The 22,810-nt window shown below is 68.2% G+C and carries 21 protein-coding genes; 17 read left to right on the top strand and 4 right to left on the bottom strand.

All coding sequences use genetic code 11. The features are described from left to right. Positions 1 to 134: 134 nt before the first annotated feature. Complete coding sequence (locus AC1DMS_RS07730; RefSeq protein WP_018903654.1) at positions 135 to 365, top strand: hypothetical protein; 231 nt, start codon at positions 135 to 137, stop codon at positions 363 to 365. Between the two features lie 43 nt (positions 366 to 408). After that, complete coding sequence (locus tag AC1DMS_RS07725) at positions 409 to 2,775, top strand: phosphocholine-specific phospholipase C (protein WP_018903653.1); 2,367 nt, start codon at positions 409 to 411, stop codon at positions 2,773 to 2,775. 22 nt (positions 2,776 to 2,797) lie between these two features. Here the strand turns inward: AC1DMS_RS07725 and AC1DMS_RS07720 are convergent, their stop codons facing one another. Beyond that, positions 2,798 to 3,769, bottom strand: a complete 972-nt coding sequence (locus tag AC1DMS_RS07720) for an alpha/beta hydrolase (RefSeq protein ID WP_018903652.1) — start codon at positions 3,767 to 3,769, stop codon at positions 2,798 to 2,800. A gap of 309 nt (positions 3,770 to 4,078) precedes the next feature. Here AC1DMS_RS07720 and AC1DMS_RS07715 point away from each other — a divergent pair, with 309 nt between their 5' ends. After that, positions 4,079 to 4,975, top strand: coding sequence for a TSUP family transporter (locus AC1DMS_RS07715; RefSeq protein WP_478180842.1), 897 nt, complete (start codon positions 4,079 to 4,081; stop codon positions 4,973 to 4,975). Positions 4,976 to 5,038: 63 nt separating this feature from the next. Beyond that, entirely contained in the window at positions 5,039 to 5,398 is a 360-nt protein-coding gene (locus tag AC1DMS_RS07710; RefSeq protein WP_062363167.1) for a hypothetical protein, read from the top strand. A 324-nt stretch (positions 5,399 to 5,722) separates the two neighbouring features. Here AC1DMS_RS07710 and AC1DMS_RS07705 read toward each other — a convergent pair whose 3' ends face one another. Next, positions 5,723 to 5,872, bottom strand: coding sequence for a hypothetical protein (locus AC1DMS_RS07705; protein WP_412510422.1), 150 nt, complete (start codon positions 5,870 to 5,872; stop codon positions 5,723 to 5,725). Between the two features lie 440 nt (positions 5,873 to 6,312). Between AC1DMS_RS07705 and AC1DMS_RS07700 the strand changes: the two genes are divergently transcribed. Further along, positions 6,313 to 8,448 carry an alpha/beta hydrolase domain-containing protein gene (locus AC1DMS_RS07700; RefSeq protein WP_436299550.1) on the top strand — a complete coding sequence of 712 codons (2,136 nt, stop codon included), beginning with the start codon at positions 6,313 to 6,315 and terminating at the stop codon, positions 8,446 to 8,448. On the opposite strand, the gene AC1DMS_RS07695 is transcribed toward AC1DMS_RS07700, so the two are convergent. Further along, a complete protein-coding gene (locus tag AC1DMS_RS07695) occupies positions 8,411 to 9,349 on the bottom strand; it encodes a LysR family transcriptional regulator (RefSeq protein ID WP_062363161.1) in 939 nt (312 codons plus the stop codon). The genes AC1DMS_RS07700 and AC1DMS_RS07695 overlap by 38 nt on opposite strands. Before the next feature lie 61 nt (positions 9,350 to 9,410). On the opposite strand from AC1DMS_RS07695, the gene AC1DMS_RS07690 reads away from it, so the two are divergent. The 8 genes from AC1DMS_RS07690 (at position 9,411) to AC1DMS_RS07655 (ending at position 16,103) form a co-directional block, all read left to right on the top strand. Then, entirely contained in the window at positions 9,411 to 9,788 is a 378-nt protein-coding gene (locus AC1DMS_RS07690) for an I78 family peptidase inhibitor (protein ID WP_244883411.1), read from the top strand. A 23-nt stretch (positions 9,789 to 9,811) separates the two neighbouring features. Continuing rightward, positions 9,812 to 10,471, top strand: coding sequence for a 2-hydroxychromene-2-carboxylate isomerase (locus AC1DMS_RS07685; protein WP_062363154.1), 660 nt, complete (start codon positions 9,812 to 9,814; stop codon positions 10,469 to 10,471). Positions 10,472 to 10,478: 7 nt separating this feature from the next. Next, positions 10,479 to 11,363: a diaminopimelate epimerase gene (dapF, locus tag AC1DMS_RS07680; RefSeq protein ID WP_027730781.1), complete on the top strand. Its 885-nt coding sequence runs from the start codon at positions 10,479 to 10,481 to the stop codon at positions 11,361 to 11,363. After that, positions 11,360 to 12,058 (top strand): DUF484 family protein, encoded by a 699-nt coding sequence (locus AC1DMS_RS07675; protein ID WP_012746050.1) that lies wholly within the window; start codon positions 11,360 to 11,362, stop codon positions 12,056 to 12,058. Before dapF ends, AC1DMS_RS07675 begins: the two co-directional genes overlap by 4 nt. Further along, positions 12,055 to 12,693 (top strand): YdcF family protein, encoded by a 639-nt coding sequence (locus AC1DMS_RS07670; RefSeq protein WP_049810466.1) that lies wholly within the window; start codon positions 12,055 to 12,057, stop codon positions 12,691 to 12,693. Before AC1DMS_RS07675 ends, AC1DMS_RS07670 begins: the two co-directional genes overlap by 4 nt. Next, positions 12,677 to 13,747, top strand: coding sequence for a tyrosine recombinase XerC (locus AC1DMS_RS07665; RefSeq protein WP_478180841.1), 1,071 nt, complete (start codon positions 12,677 to 12,679; stop codon positions 13,745 to 13,747). Before AC1DMS_RS07670 ends, AC1DMS_RS07665 begins: the two co-directional genes overlap by 17 nt. Continuing rightward, on the top strand, positions 13,748 to 14,968 hold the full coding sequence (locus tag AC1DMS_RS07660; protein ID WP_027730784.1) for a class I SAM-dependent rRNA methyltransferase: 1,221 nt from the start codon (positions 13,748 to 13,750) through the stop codon (positions 14,966 to 14,968). An 85-nt stretch (positions 14,969 to 15,053) separates the two neighbouring features. Next, positions 15,054 to 16,103, top strand: a complete 1,050-nt coding sequence (locus AC1DMS_RS07655; RefSeq protein WP_018903644.1) for a CobW family GTP-binding protein — start codon at positions 15,054 to 15,056, stop codon at positions 16,101 to 16,103. Between the two features lie 126 nt (positions 16,104 to 16,229). On the opposite strand, the gene AC1DMS_RS07650 is transcribed toward AC1DMS_RS07655, so the two are convergent. Further along, on the bottom strand, positions 16,230 to 17,708 hold the full coding sequence (locus AC1DMS_RS07650) for a YdgA family protein (protein ID WP_230537744.1): 1,479 nt from the start codon (positions 17,706 to 17,708) through the stop codon (positions 16,230 to 16,232). Positions 17,709 to 18,464: 756 nt separating this feature from the next. Here AC1DMS_RS07650 and dksA point away from each other — a divergent pair. The 4 genes from dksA to hslU all read left to right on the top strand — a co-directional run bounded on the left by dksA (position 18,465) and on the right by hslU (position 22,767). Continuing rightward, complete coding sequence (gene dksA / locus AC1DMS_RS07645) at positions 18,465 to 19,088, top strand: RNA polymerase-binding protein DksA (protein WP_012746056.1); 624 nt, start codon at positions 18,465 to 18,467, stop codon at positions 19,086 to 19,088. 45 nt (positions 19,089 to 19,133) lie between these two features. Next, positions 19,134 to 20,816 (top strand): STAS domain-containing protein, encoded by a 1,683-nt coding sequence (locus AC1DMS_RS07640; protein WP_012746057.1) that lies wholly within the window; start codon positions 19,134 to 19,136, stop codon positions 20,814 to 20,816. A 74-nt stretch (positions 20,817 to 20,890) separates the two neighbouring features. Further along, positions 20,891 to 21,436 (top strand): ATP-dependent protease subunit HslV, encoded by a 546-nt coding sequence (gene hslV, locus AC1DMS_RS07635; RefSeq protein ID WP_026283873.1) that lies wholly within the window; start codon positions 20,891 to 20,893, stop codon positions 21,434 to 21,436. Positions 21,437 to 21,438: 2 nt separating this feature from the next. Continuing rightward, a complete protein-coding gene (hslU, locus tag AC1DMS_RS07630) occupies positions 21,439 to 22,767 on the top strand; it encodes an ATP-dependent protease ATPase subunit HslU (RefSeq protein ID WP_478180840.1) in 1,329 nt (442 codons plus the stop codon). Positions 22,768 to 22,810 lie beyond the last annotated feature (43 nt).

The following is a 22,810-nucleotide window of genomic DNA, read 5'->3' as shown; positions in this document are numbered from 1 at the left end:
GCAGAGACTGCGCCCGCGCGTACGAAAAGAAGCTTGGCAGGCACGCCGTCATCGCCGCTACATCGCGATGTCACAGCTCTTTCTTACGCTGGAGGCCATCCCACCGCCTCGAGAAAAAAGGAGTGTCCTCATCCATGCATCCACGATTCATCCTGCGCGCGCCGCTCGCACTGTCGGTACTGGCCCTTGCATTGACCGCCTGCGGCGGCGGTGATGGCGGAGGCGGCAGCAGTGGCTTCAGCGGCGGCGCCGCCGCTTCGGGCAAGGCGCTCGCCTCCGACCAGCCCAATGCAGGCACCGCCGGCAAGACCGATGCCGCCTCGTCCGGCGCGGGCAGCGAGCCCAGCGTGAGCTACGCGCCCTGACGCCACCCGCGTCCCGGCATTCCCACGACCAAGAACAAACCCCATGACCACACGCCGCAAGTTCCTCCAGACTGCCACCGGCTCCGGCATTGCCGCTGCCACGCTGGCCACCTTTCCGCCCAGCATCCGCCGCGCGCTGGCCATTCCCGCGCACCACGAGACCGGCACCATCAAGGACGTCAAGCACGTCGTGCTGCTGATGCAGGAGAACCGTTCCTTCGACAGCTATTTCGGCACCTTCAAGGGCGTGCGCGGCTACGGCGACCGCTTTGCCGTGCCCGCGCCCAACGGCAAGACCATCTTCCACCAGACCTACACCAAGACCACGCCGCCCAGCACCTACACGCCCTACCGGCTCGACGAGAGCAAGGGCAACGCGCAGCGCGCGGGCAGCACGCCGCACGGCTGGTCCGACTCGCAGGCCGCGTGGGACCACGGCCGCATGTTCAAGTGGCCCGACATCAAGAACCTGCTGTCGATGGGCTACTACGACACCGCCGAGGTGCCGTTCCAGCGCGCGCTGGCCGAGGCCTTCACGCTGTGCGACCACTACCACTGCGGCATGCACACCGGCACCATCGCGAACCGGCTGTTCTACTGGAGCGGCACCAATGGCCCCAACGGCATCAGCCCCGCCGACGGCAGCCAGGTGCAGCTCGCGGTGCTCAACAACCAGTTCAATGCCGGCAACGACATCGGCGCTTCCACCGAAGGCTGGACCTGGACCACCTATGCCGACCGGCTCGAGAAGGCCGGCGTGAAGTGGAAGGTCTACCAGAGCCTGATCGACAACTTCGGCTGCAACGAGATGATGAGCTTTCGCCACTGGCGCACCGCCATCGAGCAGATGCCGGCGGCGCGCCGGCCCGTGTACGTTCCCGCGACCGACATCACGCAGCCGGTGACCGCCGCCGGCCCGTTCTACGACCCGGCCATCGACGATGCGCTCAGCCCGCTGGCCAAGGGCTTCGGCAACACCATGCCGCAGGGCTTTCTCGAAACCTTCCGCGAGGACATCCGCAACGGCACCCTGCCCGCGGTGTCGTGGATCATCTCGCCGTCGGCCTACAGCGAGCACCCCGGTCCCTCGAGCCCGGCCAAGGGCGGCTGGTACGTGCAGGAAGTGCTGGACGCGCTGACCTCCAACCCCGAGGTCTGGAGCAAGACCGTGCTGCTCATCAACTTCGACGAGAACGACGGATTCTTCGACCACCTGCCGTCGCCCGCGGTGCCGTCGCGCAACCCCGACGGTTCGCTGGCCGGCGCCACCACGCTGGCCGAGGCCGACACGGCCGTCGAGTACCACAACTACACGCCGGCCACGCCCAAGCAGCCCGCCATGGACGGCCGCCCCTACGGCCCCGGCCCGCGCGTGCCGATGTGGGTGGTCTCGCCCTGGAGCCGCGGCGGCTGGGTCAACTCGCAGGTCTGCGACCACACCTCCACGCTCATGTTCCTGGAGAAGTGCTTCGGCGTGGCCGAGCCGCAGATCAGCAAGTACCGCCGTGCCGTCTGCAGCGACCTCACGAGTGCCTTCAACTTCGAGCGCCCCAACGACGAGCCGCTGCCCGTGCTGCCCGGCCGCAAGACCAAGGCCGAAGCCGATGCGCTGACCGCCGCGCAAGAGGCGCTGCCCAAGATCGTGCCGGCGGCCGACGCCGAGCTGCCGGTGCAGGCCACCGGCGTGCGCCCTTCGCGCGCGCTGCCCTACGAGCTGCACACCAGCGCGCGCAGCGACGCCCTCAACGGCCGCGTCCAGCTGCTGTTCGCCAACAGCGGCCGCGCCGCCGCCGTGTTCCACGTCTACGACAAGCTGCACCTGTCCGACCGCCTGCCGCGCCGCTACGTGGTCGAGCCCGGCAAGCAGCTCGACGGCCACTGGAACGCCATGGCCGACGACGCGGGCCTGTACGACCTGTGGGTGCTCGGCCCCAACGGCTTTCACCGCCAGTTCAAGGGCGACCTGAACCGGCTGCGCGCCGGCAGCGCGCCCGCGCCCGAGATCCGCGTGGGCTACGACGCGCGCCGCGGCGACCTCTACCTGCAGTTGCGCAACGACGGCCGGCGCGATTGCCGCTTCACCGTGCAGCCCAACAAGGCCTACCCGCGCCCCGACGCCTACCAGGCCGGCGGCAGGGACCGCAACGGCAACAACGGCCATGGCAACGATGGGCACGGCAATGGCGACAACGGCACCTACGGCCACAACCCCGACGGCTCGTGGAGCATCCGCGTCAAGGGCGGCGGCGAGACCGGCATGCGCTGGAGCCTGGACGCGAGCGGCCAGTGGTACGACTTCGTCGTGACCTGCGATGCCGATCCTTCCTTCTACCGGCGCCTGGCCGGCCGCATCGAGACCGGCCGGCATTCGGTGAGCGATCCGGCCATGGGGCTGCAGGACCGCTTCTGAGCTGGCAAGGGGCTGCTTGCCGCTAGGGCAGCAGCCTGGCGATCGCGTCGGCGAACGACGGGATGTCGGTCTGGGTGTGCGTCGTCGAGTAGGTGGTCTCGGTGATCGACAGGCCCGGGTAGCCGCGCGCCACGAGCCGCGCATGCATTCGGCCCACCGGTTCGAAGTTGCACTCGTCCCGGTTGTCGCAGCGCGTGAGAACCAGCGTTGCGGGCAGCGGCCGGTCGCCCAGCGCATCGTGCATTCGCTGCTCGAGGTCTTCGTACTCGGCTGTCTGGAAGTCGAACGCGGCCTCGAACGCCAGGAAGTCCGAGAACACCAGGCTGCCCGCCGCGCCTTCGAGGAACAGCGCAATGCCGGCCATGCTCCCGCTCAGCGAAAGCCCGGTCAGCATGCGCTGCTTTGGATCGGCGCGGTACTTCGCTTCGATGAACGGCACCAGTTCGAGCGCGAGGAAGTCGTGGTAGGCCACGGCGCCCGGCATCGTGTAGTCCTGCTCGCGGCGGGCCGTGCCGCCGATGCCGACCAGGATCGCTTCGGTGCGGCGCTGCTCGAGGATGTTCCTGAGGTCCGAAAACCGCGTGTCGGGCGGATTGAAGACCCCGTCCGCGTCCATTGCGTAGATGACCGGATAAGCCGCCGAGCTGCCATCGTAGGAGGCCGGCAGGTAGATCTCGAGCGCGTAGCTTGCGCCTGTCTTGGCCGAGCTGATGGTGTCGGAAACGACGCGGCTGGCGGCGGGCGGCGATTCGGCAGGCGTCGCGTTGGGCTCGGGCACCGGTGCTGGCGCAGGCTCGGGTGGCGCGGCCGGCGCATCGGTGGCAGGCGGCGTGGCCGGCGGATCGGCCGGCGGCGTGGCAGTGGCCACCGGCGCGACCGGCACGAAGGCGCCGCCACCGCCGCCTCCACCTCCTCCGCCGCAACTCCACATTCCGAGCGCGAGCGCCCAGCTTCCGACCCATACGAACGCACGCGTCCTTTGCCCAAGCTGCATCGGAGTTTTCCTTGAAGCTGGTGGCCTGAAGAGACGCATCAGGGCGTGGCGCCAGGAAAAAAGCGCGCCGGCCCGATGCGGACTTTTTCAGGATGCCACGGGAAGCCGTGGGTGCGGCGCTCTTCGGGGTAGATGGAAAACGAAAAAGTCGTATCTGTCCCAATCCTGAAGAGACAGAAGAAAGAAGCGTCCATTCCCAGTGGGCGAGACTTCGAGCTTGGACGCAGGAGCGCGGCACAAGATACTGGGCCTCCGCCCGGCATTCGATCGCAATGGCCCCGGGCTTCTGAGTCAACAGGGAGCCGATCGATGAGTGTCCAGCGCGAGCCGCGTGGAGAAGAAAGCGCGTGGCTGATCCGGGCGATGGGAGTCCGCCCATCCGGTCCCTGCCTCATGGACATGATCGGCTTCCTGGCAGGCGACCATTCGCTTTCCATCCTGTGCATCCTTGCCGGGGTCGCATTCATTGCGGGGGCGTTCGACGCCATCGCAGGTGGCGGCGGATTGGTGACCGTGCCCGCGCTGGTGATCGCGGGGCTCGACCCGGTCTCGGCCATCGCAACGAGCAAGCTGCAAGCGACCCTGGGGGCGGTCTCCGCGACCACGAGCTTCGGGCGCGCAGGCCTGATCGAGTGGCGGCGGATCTGGCCCGCGGCCCTCCTGGCTTGCGTGGGTTCGGTCCTTGGCGCGCTGGCGGTCAGTTCGGTTCCGCAGCAGGTGGTGAAGACCGGTTTGCCCTTTCTCCTGATTGCCATGGCGCTGTATTTCGCCCTGTCGCCCAAGATGACCGACGAGGACGCCGGGCAGAGAATTTCGATGGCGGCCTTCTGCGCGACTGCCGCGGTCGTGATCGGGTTCTACGACGGGGCCTTCGGTCCGGGCACCGGCTCCTTCTTCATGATCGCGTTCGTCCTGCTGCTGGGCTGGGGCGTGGTGCGGGCCACCGCGCACACCAAGCTGCTCAACCTCGCGTCGATCCTGGGGTCGCTTTCCATCTACCTCTTTCACGGGCTTGTGCACTGGCGCATCGGCGTGGTGATGGGCCTGGGAGCATTCATCGGTGCGCTGGTGGGGTCCAGGTTGGCAATCCGTGCCGGCGCCAGGCTCATCCGGCCGCTGCTCATGGTGGTTTGCTGCGCCATTGCCTTCAAGCTGATGCTGGCTCCGGCGCACCCCATTCATCAGTGGCTTGCGGGCAGGATGTGAGAGCCCCCACTGCGTTCGCATGCACGTGGTTGCCGGCCTAGGGGGCACTTACACTCCGGCCATATGAGAAGCGCAAGGGACGTTCAATGCGGCCTGCAGCCCGTGGTGGAGCTGCGGAAAGAGGCTGCGTCGTACGCCTATTCCGTTCGCGCGCCGCGTTCGAAGGGCGTGATCCCGCCCAGCTCCTACAGCAACGGCGGCTTCTCGACGCTCGCCGACTGCCTGCTCGACGTGGCGCGCGCACTCGGCGGCGACTTCAAGCGCATCTACGTGCGCCTCGACGGCTACTGCGTTGGAGAGCGCGACATCGTTGAACTGCGCCGCGGGCCGCAAGAGGTTGCGGCCGCATTGAGGGCCGCCTGCGACGCGGTTGCGAGCGCCGCCGAAGCGGGTGCTGCCGCATCGGAAGCCAACGATCCCTGAGCTCGCGGCTATGGCTTGATGGTGAGCCTGTCAGCTGCCATTGCGACGAACTTTGATGTGTGCGCTGGGGCGGGAGCGATGCACCTCATCTTGGGGTGCCGCTCGGGCGAGCCGCTGCGTTCTCCCCGGATTCCTTCCACGCCGCCCAGCACTGCTGGCTGCAGCATGGCCACCAACCGAGCGGGCCGCATTCCGCGGCCTCTCCGCAGCCGGTTCGGCACCAGACGGTGAGCCGCCGCGACGCGGATGCGCCGGCTTGATCCGGCCTTCGTCCCAACTGCCTCACCGCCAACGCGAACGGTGTTCCATCGACTGGCTGGTCCATCACTTGTCGTCCTTGGGATCGCCCGTCTGCTGCCAGTACGTGCCGCCGAAGGAACTGCGCTTGATGATGGGCAGGATCACGCGCCTTCTCATGGACGCGGGCGACCTACGGGCGCGGGCGAGCGAGCTCGCACGATCGAACATTGACATGAAAGCTCCCTGGCCGCCCTCAGAAGCTGGGGGGCCGTTTTGTCGGGAGATTATGTAAGCCGCTGTTGCAGGCCAGGAAGCTGCCCAAAGTAGTCATCGCAAACGCATCCGCCCAAAGCGTGAACGAATGCACGGCGCCGTGTGGCGCGAGTCGCGTATCGGCACTCGGTGGACAGCCGCTCTGCTAGATTCCGCCCCGGTAGCCATCCATTCGAAGAGTCTTGACTCTGTTCTCCCTGAACCCTTCAATGAAGGTTTTTTTGGCTACCCCTCAACCCGCTTCGGCGGGTTCTTTTTTGGGCAGAACAGTCCCGCAGGAAGCCTCCTTAACCATCGGTTAAGACCGGCTAAACCAGACGCGAATTGCCGTCATGCCCTCGAATCGTGAGGATGCACAGCGCCGGCGCCGTCGGATCCGCACAAAAAAGACAGGAGACAACATGCATCCCAGAAGCCCGATAGGGCGCCAGCCGCGCCTGCACTGGCTCGCGGCGGCGATGGCCACGGCGGCAATCGTCATTGTTGCCGCGCCGGCCGAGGCACGCGTCACCCGCATCGTGATCGACAGCGTCGCGCCGCTCGCGGGCCAGTCGATTCCATATGAGCAGATTCGCGGCCGCGCCTTCGGCGAGCTCGACCCGGATGATCCGCACAACAGCGTCATCACCGACATCAAGCTGGGCGCAGACGCCGACGGCAAGGTGCGCTACGAAACCACGTTCAACCTGGCGAAGCCGGTCGACATGAACCGCGCGAGCGGCTTCCTCTGGCATGACGTGCCCAACCGCGGCGGTGCCGGCACGCTCGCCGTCGAGGAACGCGAGCTGGGCGACGTCGGCCTGCGCAGCGGCTGGCAGGCGGACAACGCTGGCAACACGGGCGTTCCCGCCAACCAGGCCGAGGGCACGAATCACTGGGTGGCCGTGCCCATCGCCAAGGTCGATGGGCTGGCCGTCACGGGCCAGGTGTTCGCGCGGATCATCAACCAGGGCGGCGCGGGCTCCCAGCCGCTGATCGTGCAGACCAACCCCGTGCCCTACCTTCCGGCCACGCTGGACACGGCCAAGGCAACGCTGAAGACGCACACCAAGGAAACGGTCGATGGCGTTGTCACCGAAGGGCCCGCCATCGCGGCGGGCGACTGGGCCTTTGCCAAGTGCGATGCGGGCAATCCGTTTCCCGGCACGCCGATCGACAACAACCCAGCCCATGCGCCCGGCAACCTGCCGGTGCACATCTGCCTGCGCAACGGCTTCGATTCCAAGCTGCTCTACCAGGTGGTGTACCCCGCGCACAACGCCTACATCCTGGGCGTGGGCATGGCGGCGTTCCGCGACGTCGGCGCCTTCTTTCGCCACGAGGCGGCCGACGACTTCGGCACGCGCAATCCGGTGGCCAGTTCCATCAAGGGCACGGCCGTGCGAGGCGTGTCGCAGTCCGGGAACATGGTGCGGCAGTTCATCTTCATGGGCCTGAACCAGGACGAGCGCAATCGCAAGGTCTACGACGGGGCCTGGCCGATCATCGCGGGCCGCCGCGTGGCCGCCAACTCGCGCTGGGCCCAGCCGGATGGCGTGCTGGAGCTCTACCAGCAGGGCAGCGAAGGTCCGCAGTGGTGGGTGGACTGGCCGGACCCGGTGCGCAATCAGCCGACCGGCAGCATCTTCTCGCGCTGCGATGCCAACGACACCTGCCCGAAGGTGATCGAGCATTTCGGATCGGCCGAGGTGTACGCGCTGAAACTCACGCCCGAGTGGATCGGCACGGCCGGCGACGCGGACATTCCGCTGCCGCGCAACGTGCGGCGCTACTACGTGCCGAGCAGCCACCATGGCGGCGGCGCGGGCGGCTTCGCGCACATGCCCGCGGCCGCCACCGGCCCCACCTGTCCCGGCAACAGCTTCGGCCGCGGCACGCTGGCGGCCAACCCGGTGCCGCACACGGAGATCACCAACGTGCTGCGCCTGGCCATGCGCGACTGGGTGCTGAACGGCACGCCGCCGCCGCCCAGCCGGTGGCCCACGCTCGCGGCCAAGACGCTGGTCGACGCCAACATGAAGGCGATGGGCTTTCCGGGCGGCGTGCCCGGCATTCCGGATTCGATCTTCCTGCCGCAGAACTTTGCGTTTCCGGTGTTCGACTACGACTGGGGGCCGCAATTCAGTCATTCGGAAGCGTCCGGCGTGCCCACCAACGTGCCGCCGATCATCAGGAAAGTGATCCCGATGAAGGTGCCGAAGGTCGATGCCGACGGCAACGAGATCGACGGCGTTCCCACGGTGCTGGTGATGGCGCCGCTGGGTACCTACCTGGGGTTCAACATCACTGCCGAGGGCTTCCACCGCGGCCAGGTGTGCAACTACGTGGGCGGCTATGTGCCGTTCGCCCGCACGCGCGCCGAGCGGGCCGCAAGCGGCGACCCGCGCCTGTCGCTCGAGGAGCGCTACGGCAGCCACGAGGGCTACGTCGCCGCAGTGCGGGCCGCCGTCGCAAAGGCCTTCGCCGAGGGCTTTCTTCTGTCCGCGGACCGCGACCGTCTCATTCGCCAGGCCTCGGAGAGTGCCGTGCTGCGCTGAAGGGCGCCGCGCTTTCGATCATGTCCACCAGGGCAGCCGCCGGCGTCGAGAGTTCCGCGCGGCTGCGCATGGCCAGCAGCAGCACGCGTTCCATCTCGATGCCTTCAAGGCCGACCTGCACCAGGCCGAGGGCCTGGGCATAGAGCGCCGCCGCCGCGCGCGGCAGGATCGCCAGGCCAAGCCCGAACGAGACCATGCGGCACATCGAATCGAAGCTGCGCACCTGCACTCGGATGCGCGGCGTGCGCTTGGCCGCGTCGGCCGCCGCCATCACCTTGCGCGTGAGCGATGCGCTGCGTGCCAGCGTGACCAGGTCGTGGTCGAGCACGTCCGCGAGGCAGGCGTTCTGCCGGCCGTCCAGCGCATGGCCCGCCGGCACCAGCAGCACCAGCTGGTCGACATTGCAGACGAGAGTCTCCAGGCCTTCGTGCGGCACGTTGTCGCCGATGACGGCCAGTTCCGCCGTGCCTTTCTGCACGGCGCGGATGCCGTCTTCGCTCAGGGCATCTTCCATGTCGATCAGTACCTGCGGATAGCGGCGGGCGTACGCGGCCAGCACGCTGGGCAGGAAGCCGCCGAAAGCGGAAGGATTGGCGCACAGCCGCAGGTGGCCGGTGGCCCCCGATTGAAGATCGTCGACCGCCTGCACCAGCTGTTCCAGGCGTGCGATCACCTCGATCGCGTGCCGGTGCAGGGTCTGCCCCTCGGGCGTGGCGGTCACGCCGCGCTGGCCGCGCTGCAGCAGCGCCATGCCGCAGTGCTGCTCGAGATCGGTGATGCGCTTGCTCGCCGCCGGAAGCGAGACGCCGAATCGATCCGCGCCCGCCGTCAGGCTTCCACCATCGACGACCGCGACAAAAAGCCGCAGGGAAGTGAGATCGAAACGGTTCAGATTGATCATGGCCGGTGGATTTGACCACTGGCGACGCTACGATCCATTGAAAGAAGGAAGACACCACACCATGCCCATCCTCCCTCCATCCGGTTTCATTTTTTTCCCTCGTACCCGCGGCATCCTGGCGGCCGCCGTTTGCGCCGCGTCGATGTTTATCGCGGGCTGCCAGACACAGCCCGAATTCCGCCCGCTCACCTCCGAGGCGCCGCCGCCGCCCACCTTCGTGACCGTGCCCAGCGAAGAAACATGCCAGGCCGCGCAGGCGCGCTACGCGCTCGGCCAGGCGCTCGATCCGCTGCTGCTGGAGCAGATGCGCACGCGCACCGGTTCCAAATCGGCGCGCACCTCGGCCGTCGGCGCGCCGCTGCCGGTGCCTGCCGATCCGGGGCGGCTCAATGTCGACGTCGATCCGCAGGGCCGCATCACCGCCGCGCGCTGCGGCTGAAGGAAGTTATCAATAATTCCGCGATGACCACCCCTCCGACCCCCACCGCCATCGCGCTCGACTGCTACTACAGCCTTTCCTCGCCCTGGGCCTACCTGGGCGGGCCGCAGCTGCAGGACATCGTGCGGCGCCACCATGTGCGGCTCACGCTCAAGCCCTACGACTTCCAGGCCGTGGTGCCGCAGACCGGCGGCATTCCGCTGAAGACGCGGCCCGAACCGCGCCGCAGCTACCACGCGCTCGAACTGGCGCGCTGGCGCGACTACCTCGGCATGCCGCTCAACCTGGAGCCCGCGTACTACCCCAAGGGTGCGCCGGTCGATCCGAACTGGAACAAGTACCCGGGCTGGATGGTGATTGCCGCGCAACTGCAGGGGCTCGATGCCCAGCCGCTCTCGCATGCGCTGCTGCGCGCGCTGTGGGCCGAGGAACGCGACACCTCCGAAGCCGCGGTGCGCATCGCGGTGGCCGAGGAAAACGGCTACGACGGCGCGGCGCTGCAGGCACTGGAGCAGGCGCCCGAGACCTTGGCGATCTACCGCGCCAACAGCGCCGACGCCATCCAGGCCGGCGTGTTCGGCGCGCCGACCTTCGTGCTCGACGGCGAGCGCTTCTGGGGCCAGGACCGCCTGGCCTTTCTGGACCGGGCGCTCGACAGGCGCCGCCAAGCCACGGGCGGATAATCGCCCGATGCGAATCCGCTTTACCAAGATGCAGGGTGCCGGCAACGATTTCGTCGTGCTGGACGAAACGCGCGGCACGCTGGGCCTCACGGCCGCGCAGTACCGCTTCCTGGCCGACCGCCATTTCGGCGTCGGCGCCGACCAGATCCTCACGGTGCGCCCGCCCTCCAAGGGCGCGGCCGAGGGAGTCGATTTCCAGTACGTGATCCACAACGCCGACGGCGGCGAGGTGGAGCAGTGCGGCAACGGCGCGCGCTGCTTCATGCGCTTCGTGCGCGAGCACCACCTGACCGACAAGGACACGGTGCGCGTCGAAACGCTGGCCGGCATCATCGAGCCGCGCATGGGCGAGGACGGCCGCGTCACGGTCGACATGGGGCCGCCCATCTTCGAGCCCGCGCGCGTGCCCTTCGACACCGCCGGCCTCGATCCGCAGCCCACGGGGTCGTGGCACACCTGGCACCTGGCCCTCGGCACGCATGCCGACTCGGCCATCGTGTCGGTCGCGGTGCTGTCGATGGGCAATCCGCATGCGGTGCAGGTGGTCGACAACGTCGACACCGCGCCCGTGGCCCGGCAGGGCCCGCTGATCGAGCACCACCCGCGCTTTGCGCAGCGCGTGAACGCAGGCTTCATGCAGGTGGTCGACCGCTCGCACATCAGGCTGCGCGTGTTCGAGCGCGGCGCCGGCGAAACGCTGGCCTGCGGCACCGGCGCCTGCGCGGCGGTGGTGGCGGGCATCCGGCTCGGCCTGCTGGAGCGCCGGGTCGACGTGCAGACGCATGGCGGCGTGCTCACGATCGGCTGGGAAGGCGAGGGCCATCCGGTGCTCATGACCGGCCCGGCCACCACGGTTTTCGAGGGAGACATCGAGGTGCCCGAGCTGCCATGACCCACTTCAGAAACAACAAAGACGACGCCATGAACCCGATCACCGAAGACGACATCGCCAACTACCTGGCGAACACGCCCGACTTCTTCGAGCGGCACGCACAGCTGCTGGCGCAGGTGCAGCTCACCAGCCCGCACGGCAACCGCGCCGTGAGCCTGCAGGAGCGCCAGGCCGAGATGCTGCGCGAGAAGATCAAGGCGCTGGAGCATCGCCTGATGGACATGGTGCGCCACGGCACCGAGAACGTGGTCATCGCCGACCGGCTGCAGCGCTGGACCAGCGGCCTGCTCACCACGCGCGATCCGCGCAGCCTGCCCTACCGCATCGCGGTCGACCTGCAGTCGCTGTTCCTGGTGCCGCAGACCGCCATCAAGGTGTGGGACTGCAGCGCCGACTACCTCAACGAGGCTTATGCCCAGTGGGTGAGCGACGACGTGAAGGCGCTGGCCACCTCGCTGACCTCGCCCTACTGCGGGCTCAACTCGGGCTTCGAGGCGGCCAACTGGCTGCCCGAGCCGGCCGGCGCGATGTCGATCGCGCTGATCCCGCTGCGGCCCGATGCCGAGTCGCCGGCCTTCGGCCTGCTGGTGCTGGCCTCGCCGGACGCGCAGCGCTTCAACGCCGAAATGGGCACCGACTTCCTCGAACGCATCGCCGACCTGGCGTCGGGCGCGCTGTCGCGGCTGCGGCCTTGAGCGGGCAGCGCCGGTCCTGGCGGGCCACTGCGTGGCCCGTGCTGTGGACGGTGCTGCTGGCCGGACTGCTGGCCTACCTCGTCATTGCCGCCGTCATCTGGCGGCGCGCGGCCGAGGCGCTGGCCAACCCGCCCGGGCGGCCGGCCGACGCCGCGCTGGTCCTGGGCAACCGCGCCTTCCTCGATGGCAAGCCCAATCCCTGCCTGACGGGCCGGGTCGATGCCGCCATCGCGCTGGCCGATGCGGGCCTCGCGAAGCAGCTCGTGCTGTCGGGCGGCGTCGACAAGGAAGACGGCCGCATCGAGGCCGAGGTGATGCAGCGGCATGCGCGCGCCCAGGGCTACGCCGGGCCGCTGCTGCTGGAGCCGGCATCGACCTCGACGCGCCTGAATCTTGCGATGTCGCGTCCGCTGCTGAAGGCGGCCGGCATCCATGGCGTGATCGTGGTGTCGGAGCCCTACCACCTGTGGCGCGTGGAGCGCCTCGCGCGGGCCAGCGGTTTCGACAAGGACTTCGACGTGCAGTACGCGGCAGCGAGCACGCGCTGCTGGCGCCGCTGGGGCATGGTCTTCAAGGGTGCGTTGCGCGAGCCTCTGGCTGTCGTGAACAATGCGTTCAATGGCTACCTCCACTGAGACGGCGGGGACCGGCTGGGTCGACAAGTACCTGGAGCATGTGCGCGTCGAGCGCCGGCTGGCGGTGCGCACGGTCGAGCTCTACGCCATCCACCTGCAGGCGCTCGCGGCCAACGCCGCCGAGGCCGGGCTCCCGCTCGACCGCGTGCAGATCGCGCACATCCGGCGCTGGATGGCGCAGCTGCACGGCGCGGGACGCGAGCCGCGCGGCATTGCGCTGGTGCTCTCGTGCTGGCGCAGCTTCTACCGCTGGCTCGGCAACGAGGGGCTGGTGGGCTTCAACCCCGTGAAGGACGTGCATGCGCCCAAGGCCGCGCGGCCGCTGCCCAAGGCGCTGGCGGTCGACGACGCGGTGCGGCTCGCCGAACTCTACGACCCCGAGGCCGACCCCTGGACCGAGGCGCGCGACGGCGCCATCGTCGAGGTGCTCTACGGCTGCGGCCTGCGCGTGAGCGAGCTCACCGGCCTCGATGCGCGCGCCAGCAGCACCGCCCGCGGCTGGGTCGATCTCGACGCGCTGGAAGCCAACGTGCTCGGCAAGGGCAGCAAGCGGCGCATCGTGCCGATCGGCAGCAAGGCGGCCGAGGCGCTGCGCGACTGGTTCGCGGTGCGCGGCGATTGCGCGGCGCTGTCGACGGCCGCGCTGCGCGACCCGGCGGGCGCGGCGGCGCTCTTCATCAGCGCCAAGGGCGTGCGCATGTCCTCGCAGGCCGTGTGGAAGCTGCTGCGCGAGCGCAGCCTCAAGGCCGGCCTTGCGGCGCCCGTGCATCCGCACATGCTGCGGCACTCGTTCGCAAGCCATGTGCTGCAGTCGAGCAGCGACCTGCGCGCGGTGCAGGAACTGCTGGGCCACGCGAACATCGCCACCACGCAGGTCTATACGCGGCTGGACTTCCAGCACCTGGCCAAGGTGTATGACGCGGCACATCCGCGCGCGCAGGCGCGCCCCGAGGGCACGCGCGCGCGGGCGCGCCCCGAGGGCACGCGCGCGCAGCCGCGCCCCGAGGGCACACGCGCCAAGCCGAAGAACGACGACAACAAGCCAACCAAATAAATGAAAACCCTCCGCCTCAAGCCCGGCAAGGAGCGCTCGCTGCAGCGCCGCCATCCCTGGATCTTCGAATCCGCCATTGCACGCGGCGGTGCCGATTCGGGCGAGACGGTGCGCGTCGAATCCCATGACGGCGCCTTCCTGGCCTGGGCCGCCTTCAGCCCGGTTTCGAAGATCCGCGCGCGGGCCTGGAGCTTTGTCGAAACGCAGCGCATCGATGCCGCCTTCCTGGCCTCGGTGTGCGCCCGCGCGGTGGCGGCCAGGACGCTTTTCGACCTGCAGAGCGACGGTGTCCGGCTGGTCCACGGCGAGGCCGATGGGCTGCCGGGCCTGATCGTCGACCGCTACGGCGATACGCTGGTCGCGCAGTTCCTGTCGGCCGGCGTCGAGCGCTGGAAGGCCGCGATTGCCGATGCGCTGCTCGCGGCAACCGGCCTGCACAAGCTCTACGAACGCTCCGATGCCAGCGGCCGCGAGCGCGAAGGCCTCAAGCCGGTCACCGGCTGGCTGCGCGGGGAGGGCGCCACCGAGATCACGATCCGCGAGCACGGCTGGAAGCTTTCGCTCGATATCGCCACCGGCCACAAGACCGGCTTCTACCTCGACCAGCGCGACAGCCGCCAGCGCTTTGCCGAGTTCGCGCAGCATCGGCGCTTCCGGCGCGTGCTCAACTGCTTTTGCTACACCGGCGGCTTCACGGTGGCCGCGCTCGCAGGCCTGCGCGCGGCCGGCGCGGTGGAGGGCGCCGAGCTGGTGTCGGTCGATTCGTCGCAGCCGGCGCTCGAGCGGGCGCGCGCGCACCTGGCGCTGAACGGCTTCGGCGCCGAGGGTTCGGGCCTGAAGACGGAATTCCTGGACGCTAACGTCAACACCGTGCTGCGCGAATTCATCGAGCAGGGCCGAACATTCGACGCCATCGTGCTCGATCCGCCCAAGTTCGCGCCCACGGCGGCCCACGCCGAGCGCGCCGCCCGCGCCTACAAGGACATCAACCGCCTCGCGCTCAAGCTGCTGGAGCCCGGCGGCGTGCTGCTGACTTTTTCGTGCTCGGGCGGCATCAGCGCCGATCTTTTTCACAAGATCGTGGCTTCGGCGGGCATCGACGCGCAAGTGGACGGCTACATCAGCGAACGGCTGGGCGCCGCGCCCGACCATCCGATGACCATCGAGTTTCCAGAGGGCGAATACCTCAAGGGCCTGGTGGTGGTGAGAAAACCCGCTTGACCCCGCGCCAACGCAACTGAGTGGCATTGGCTAAACTGCCGGCCCATCCCCTTTTTCTTCCTGTTTTCCGCTTCCGGAGCACACCATGGCCCTCATTCCCGCCACCATCCTCACCGGCTTCCTGGGCTCGGGCAAGACCACGCTGCTCAAGCGCATCCTGACCGAGGCCCATGGCCAGAAGATCGCGGTGATCGAAAACGAGTTCGGCGAAGAGAACATCGACAGCGACATCCTCGTGACCGAATCGAAGGAGCAGATCGTGCAGATGAGCAACGGCTGCGTCTGCTGCACCATCCGCGAAGACCTGCGCGAGGCGCTGCAGCTTCTGGCCGCCAAGAAGCGCCAGGGCCTGCTCGACTTCGACCGCGTGGTGATCGAGACCACCGGCCTGGCCGACCCCGGCCCGGTGGCGCAGACCTTCTTCATGGACGACGAGATCGCCGAGAGCTACCTGCTCGACTCCATCCTGACGCTGGTCGACGCCAAGCATGCGCCGCAGCAGCTCAACGACCGCCAGGAGGCGCGCCGCCAGGTGGGCTTTGCCGACCAGATCTTCATCAGCAAGAGCGAGCTGGTGTCGGCCGAGGAAACCGATGCGCTCATCCACCGCCTCAAGCACATGAACCCGCGCGCGCCGCAGCAGAAGGCGCATTTCGGCGACGTGCCGCTCAAGGACATCTTCGACCTGCGCGGCTTCAACCTGAACGCCAAGCTCGACATCGACCCCGACTTCCTCAAGGAAGAAGAAGACCATCACGACCATGATCACGCGCATGGCGAACATTGCGACCACCCCTCGCACAAGCACGAGGGCCACGGCCACCACCACCACACCGACGACGACGTCAAGAGCTTCGTCTACAAGGCCGACCGGCCCTTCGACCCGGCCAAGCTGGAAGACTTCCTGGGCGCCATCGTCAACATCTACGGCCCGCGCATGCTGCGCTACAAGGGCGTGCTGAACATGAAGGGCACCGAGCGCAAGGTGATCTTCCAGGGCGTGCACCAGCTGATGGGCAGCGACCTGGGCCCGGAATGGGGCAAGGACGAAGCCCGCCAGAGCCGCATGGTGTTCATCGGCATCGAGCTGCCGCGCGAAATTCTCGAGCAGGGGCTCGAGCAGTGCCTGGTCTGAGGCCCTGACTTGCTCCTTCCCCCGCCGGGGGAAGGCGGGGATGGGGGCAGGCCACCGATCAGGCGCCGTGCTTTTTTGGGGCTCCCGTGCCCCCACCCCGGCCCTCCCCCGAAGGGGAGGGAGGAATTACCGGCCCGGCGCGCCCAGCGGCTTGCCGTTGAGCTTCAGGCTGCCTTCGGCATATTCGATCTGCGTGGTGACGTCATCGCCGTCGCGCTTGACGAAGCCCTTTTCCTCGCCTTGCTCGACCAGCCCCGCCATCATCTCGGGCGGCGGCGTCTGGCCGCTGCCGGCGCCGGCGGCGGCCATCTGCTCCAGCCACTGCATCGGCAGCCGCGCGCTGGCCTTGAGCACGCCGCGCTTCATGAGCAGCGCCATGCCGGGCGCCTGCAGGTCTTCGTCGGTGACGCCGGCCATGCCGGCCGTGTAGCTGAGCTCGCCGCGCTTGCCGCCGATTTCGACCAGCATCCTGTCGAGCCCGAATTCGGGGCTGTACTTGGCCATGGCCTTGAGGTCGGGCGCCAACTGGTCGAACAGCACCTTCATGGCCGCCTGCGAGGCCTTGTTGCCGCCCTTGCCGCAGCCGTTCGCGGCGCTCGACTGCATCCAGGCATCGGCCAGCTTCTTGTAGCCGGCGGCGTGGATGCGGCGTCCGCCGCTGCTCATCTCGAACTTGTCGATCTTGGTGTCGCCGATCTTGCCGGTGCCCTTGACCGTGCCGGTCGATGCGTAGAGCCCGTCCGCGATGCTGGCTTCGGCGAGCATGTCGATGTTCTGCAGCAGCACCGCCGGCAGGGCCTTGCCTTCGCCGCCCGCGGCGCTGCCCAGGCCCTTGGGAGCTGCGAATTCGAGGCTGTCGAGCCGGGCCTCGGTCTTGCCCGTGGCCAGGATCCAGCCGTCGCTCTTGTCCATGTCGGCCTTGCCGGCCAGCTTGCCCATCTTGAGCGTGGCGCCGGTGCGCGCATCGCTGACATCCAGCCCCGGCATCGCCAGTTCGTAGCGCACGTGGGTGCGGGCGCCGTTCATCTCGGCGCGGACCTGCGCGCCCTGCCAGGCGAAGCGGGCCTTGCCTTCCTCGGCCAGGCTGGCGGGCGCCACCGCCAGGTCGGTGGTGTAGCCGCCGTCGAACGCCACCTTGGTGTGCGCCGTCAGGGGCTTGGCCTTGCCGAAGATCTGCTCGGCCTTGGCCTGGCCCTTCACGTCGAACACCAGTTCGCTGTCGATGGTGGCCGCCGCCAGCGCGCCACCGGCCAGCGGGCCGTGGCGGATGGTGTCGCGGAAGGTGATGCGCACCGCCTTGAACGGCGTGGCGGCTTGCTCCACTTCTTCCTCATCCTCTTCCTCGCCGGGCTTGGCGGCAGGCACCTGCACCGCGGCGGCGGCATCGGCTGCGCAGCCGAGCTCGATCGTCACGGTGCTGACGGCGCCGAAGAAGCCGCGTTCGTAGCTGCGCTCGACCACGCGCACCAGCGCAGTCTGCTTCGGCACCTCGTCCAGCGCGGCTTCGTAGCTGGACTTTACTTTTGCGCCGGCCAACCACGTGCCGCCGCCATAGGCAAGTGCGATGGCCGCAGCCAGCACGCCCAGAACTGCTTTTTTGCTCAAGATTGATTTCTCTTTTGTATGAATGAGGTCGACCTGCATCGCTCCCCCGGCGATTCCGGCAGGTCTTGCTGCCCCCTCCGGCAGCGCTGGCGATGCTACCGGAGGCAAGGGGGTGCAGGCACATCACCCTTCGATTCGAGTTCTCTATACAATCGCGCGCCTGTTCCGGCAGCCACGCCTTCGTCCGATGGGGCGGGATGTGGTTGACGGTGCGGGGCGCCGCAGGTTCCTGGCGGGCTTTCGGGGGTATAACCCCGGGGTTCGTCACTGCGAGCACTCCGACGAGTGGAGCCCGCGCGGCCTGAAACCCGCGGTGGTTCCCTTGGGAGGAGACACCCAGTGAAAGCGCGTTCCAGTTCGTTCAAGGAGCCAGTCACCGTGAAGAAGCCCGCCGCCAAGGCTACGCCAGCAACCAAGCCCGCCGCCAAGAAAGCGGCGGCTGCAAAGCCGGCTGTACCCGCGGCAAAAAAGAGTTCTTCCGCTGCAAAGGCCCCGGCCACGAAACCAAAAAGCGCTCCAAAGAAGCCAGCAACGCCATCGGCCAAGGCCGCGACCGTTGCAAAGAAGCCCGTCAAGCCTGCAAAGTCTGCTGCGCCGTCGGTGGCATCCGCCCCGGACAAGAGCGCAACCAAAACTGCAGTTGCGGGTCAACTGCCATCCAAAACCGTCGGCCGCACTGCTGCCGTTCCTTCTGCCCCTCCGATCCCAATGAAAAAAACGGCTGCCGCCTCTTCTTCCGCCACGGCGACACCTTCGATGCCCGCTCAGACCGCCGCACCCGCCCCCGCGCGAGGTGGCCGCGTGTCCCGGCTGTCGCAGCTGACCGTGCCTTCCATGCCGCAATCGGTGGCTTCCACCGCGGCCAAGTCGTCGTTCTCGCAGGCGCCTTCCAATGCGCTGGTGCCGCCGCCCCCCGTCGCGGTCAAAAAAGACCCGAAGCTCGCCAACAACTGGAAAGCCAAGTCGGCTGCCGAGTTGACCGATGCCGAGGTGATCGCCATGCCCGACTCCGAGTACATGAATGAAAAGCAGATGGCGTTCTTCCGCCTGAAGCTGGTCGAACTCAAGCGCGGCATTCTCGAAAACGCCGGCGAAACCACCGAGCACCTGCGCGAAGACACCGTGGTGGTGCCCGATCCGGCCGACCGCGCCACCATCGAGGAAGAGCATGCGCTCGAGCTGCGCACGCGCGACCGCGAGCGCAAGCTGCTCAAGAAGATCGAGCAGTCGATCCAGCGCATCGATGCCGGCGACTACGGCTACTGCGACGAAACCGGCGAACCCATCGGCGTCGGCCGCCTGCTGGCGCGTCCCACCGCCACGCTGTCGCTCGAAGCGCAGCAGCGCCGCGAGCTCAAGCAGAAGATGTTCGGGGACTGAGCCAGCGGCCAAAGAAGAGAACCTGTTCGCCTCGAAACCTCGTCGATGCCAAAGGAAGAGTCGGGCCGCCTTTTTTCCAAGGTGGCGAAGTTCGTCCGCAATCCGCTCAAGGATTGGTCCGAGCTGAATGCGACTGCGGATTCCACGCTGCCCGAGCAGGCCTACAGCCGCGAAATGCTCAAGGAGATGATCGAGCGGCGCCAGCGCAACGATTTCGTTCGCCGGCGCGAGTTCGACATGCTGCGCAAGCTTCGCCAGCGCGAAGCCGCCGCCCACGCCTTCGAAGGAACGGTCACGCCGTCTTCCTTCAACCTGAACAGCACCACGGAAAAGTCCGAGGGGCGCGCGCTCACGCTCAAGAAGATCGACGAGATCGAGGAGCAGATGTCGCAGCAGTGGTGGAAGGGCCGCGGCCCCAACGGCGAGGTGCTGTCCAATGCGCCGCCCGATGCCGGCGCCGAGACCCTGCCGCCGCCCGTGGACGCGGCCGAGCTGGCCAGCCTGCTTGCCGCACCGGCCTACGGCTCCGCGCCGGCGCCTGCCGTCGTGCCGGCACCGGCGGTGGTTGCCGCGGCTGCGCCTGCCGCGCCCGCCGCAGGCGGCCCGGCGGCCAGCGGCACCTCGCTGCTGTCGGCGCGGCTCGCGCGCGACGGCGCGCTCGAAGAAGCCGTGATCCGCTTCGCGCACGGCGACGATGCCGGCGCCGAGGCCATTCTTCTCCAGGCCCTGGCCTCCGAAAGCGCGGCGGCCGAGGGCGACCACGCCACCGCCGAGCGCGACGACGCGCGCTGGCGCACGCTGTTCGACCTGTACCGCGCCACCGGCGATGCCGCCAGGTTTGCCGCGGCGCGCATGCGCTATGCCCAGCGCATGAAGCGCATGGGGCCCGACTGGGTCTCGTTCGACGAGCTGGCGCGCAGCGTGAAGGCAGTGGCCGCCAGCGAACTCGCAGAACTGGCGCCGGCCGGCGCCAACTGGGCCAGCCCGGCACGCCTGGCGCGCGACGGCTTGATCCAGCTCACGCGGGCGCTGTCGCAGGCCGGCTCGGTCTGGACGCTCGACTGGCGCGCGCTGGTCGCCATCGAGGCCGATGCCGCCGCGCCGCTGCGCGTGCTGTTTGCGCACTGGGCCGATTCGCCGGTCCAGCTGCGCTTCATCGGCGCCGCGAAACTGCTGGCCGTGCTGGCCGAGGCCACGCCCAACAGCGAGCGCGGCACGCCGGACATCTGGTGGCAGCTGCACCTGGCTGCGCTGCGCATGATGAACATGCCCGACGACTTCGAACTGGTGGCGCTCAACTACTGCATCACCTACGAGGTGTCGCCGCCGGCCTGGCAGGACCCCAAGGGCGCCTGCACCTCGGTGGCCGCACCGGCGGCAAGCCGTTCGAATTCCGTGTGGTCGCTGCTCTCGGTCAATGGCGAATCGGAGAGCTTTCCCACCACCGACACCGGCTTTGCCGCGCTGGCAGGCGATCTGCGCGGCGAGGCGCATTCGAGCCTGCAGCGGCTGGACACCGACCTGCGCAACACCACGGCGCCGGTCATCTCGTGCGCCGCGCTGCTGCGCATGGACCTGGCCGCGGCTGGCACGCTGCTCGGCTGGGTGCGGGCGCGCGACGCCGAGGGCGAGCGCGTGCAGTTCGTGGACGCCCACCGCCTGATCGCGGTGCTGTTCGACCTGGTCGGCATTGCCGACCATGCGACGGTGGCCCTGCGCAAGAACTAGGGCGCCTTGGCGCTTCGCACATTCGGTAGCAGCCCCGGGCTTGCATTGCCCTCTGGCATCCCCAGATGGCTTCGATGGAACAGTTTCACGGCACCACCATCGTGAGCGTGCGCCGCAAGACCCCCCAGGGCGACCAAGTCGCCATTGGCGGGGACGGGCAGGTCACTCTCGGCAACATCGTCATCAAGGGCACCGCGCGCAAGGTGCGGCGGCTCTATCACGGCAAGGTGCTCGCGGGCTTTGCCGGCGCCACGGCCGACGCCTTCACGCTCTTCGAGCGCTTCGAGGCCAAGCTCGAAAAGCACCAGGGGCACCTCACGCGCGCCGCCGTCGAACTCACCAAGGACTGGCGCACCGACCGCGTGCTGCGCAAGCTCGAGGCCATGCTGGCCGTGGCCGACGCCACCACCTCGCTCATCATCACCGGCAACGGCGACGTGCTGGAGCCCGAGGACGGCGTGATCGCCATCGGCTCCGGCGGCGCCTATGCGCAGTCCGCCGCCAAGGCGCTGATCGACAACACTGACCTCACTGCCGAACAAATTGTGCGCAAATCGCTGGCGATAGCCGGTGAAATCTGCATTTACACGAATATGAACCACACGGTGGAAGCGCTCTGACCATGTCCATGACCCCGCAGGAAATCGTCTCCGAGCTCGACAACCACATCGTCGGCCAGCCCGCCGCCAAGCGCGCCGTGGCCATTGCGCTGCGCAACCGCTGGCGCCGCCAGCAGGTCGAGGAAAAGCTGCGCACCGAGATCACGCCCAAGAACATCCTCATGATCGGCCCCACGGGCGTGGGCAAGACCGAGATCGCGCGCCGCCTTGCGCGCCTGGCGGATGCGCCGTTCATCAAGGTGGAGGCCACCAAGTTCACCGAGGTGGGTTATGTCGGCAAGGACGTCGATTCGATCGTTCGCGACTTGGCCGAGATCGCCGTCAAGCAGACGCGCGAGGCCGAAAGCGCCAAGGTGCGCGCGCGCGCCGAGGACGCCGCCGAAGACCGCATCCTCGACGTGCTGCTGCCGCCTGCGCGCGGTGCCGAGGGCGCCACGCCGGCGCTGGACGGCCCCAACCCCACGCGCCAGGCCTTCCGCAAGAAGCTGCGCGAGCACCAGCTCGACGACAAGGAGATCGAGCTCGACCTGGCCGAAGCCCGCGCGCCGCTCGAGATCATGGGTCCGGCCGGCATGGAGGAAATGACCGAGCAGCTGCGCGGCATGTTCGGCCAGCTCGGCGGCGGCAAGCGCAAGACGCGCAAGCTCAAGATCGCCGAGGCGATGCGCCTCCTGATCGACGAGGAAGCCGCCAAGCTGGTCAACGAGGACGAGATCCGCACGCAGGCCATCACCAACGTCGAGCAGAACGGCATCGTCTTCATCGACGAGATCGACAAGGTCGCCACGCGCAGCGAGGCCCAGGGCTCCGACGTGTCGCGCCAGGGCGTGCAGCGCGACCTGCTGCCGCTGGTCGAGGGCACGGCCGTGAGCACCAAGTACGGCGTGGTGCGCACCGACCACATGCTCTTCATCGCGAGCGGCGCCTTCCACCTGAGCAAGCCCAGCGATCTGATCCCCGAGCTGCAGGGGCGCTTTCCGATCCGCGTCGAGCTGCAGTCGCTCTCGGTGTCCGATTTCGAGAGCATCCTCACGCAGACCCGCGCCTCGCTCGTGAAGCAGTACCAGGCGCTGCTCGCCACCGAAGGCGTCACGCTCGAATTCACGCCCGAAGGCGTGAACCGCCTGGCCACCATCGCGTACGAGGTCAACGAGCGCACCGAGAACATCGGCGCACGCCGTTTGTCGACCGTGATGGAGCGTCTGCTGGATGAGGTAAGCTTCGACGCGACCCGCATCGAGGGGCAGACCATCCGCATCGATGCCGCCTATGTCGACGAGCGCCTTGCGGCACTAAGTCACGACGAAGATCTTTCGCGCTTCATCCTCTGAAGCCCGCTTTGCGGCCCCTGTAACGGCGGCCGCGCTTCACGCA

The sequence above is a fragment of the Variovorax sp. 05T418 genome (assembly GCF_056396385.1).
This window is presented reverse-complemented; position numbering and strand designations above follow the sequence as displayed.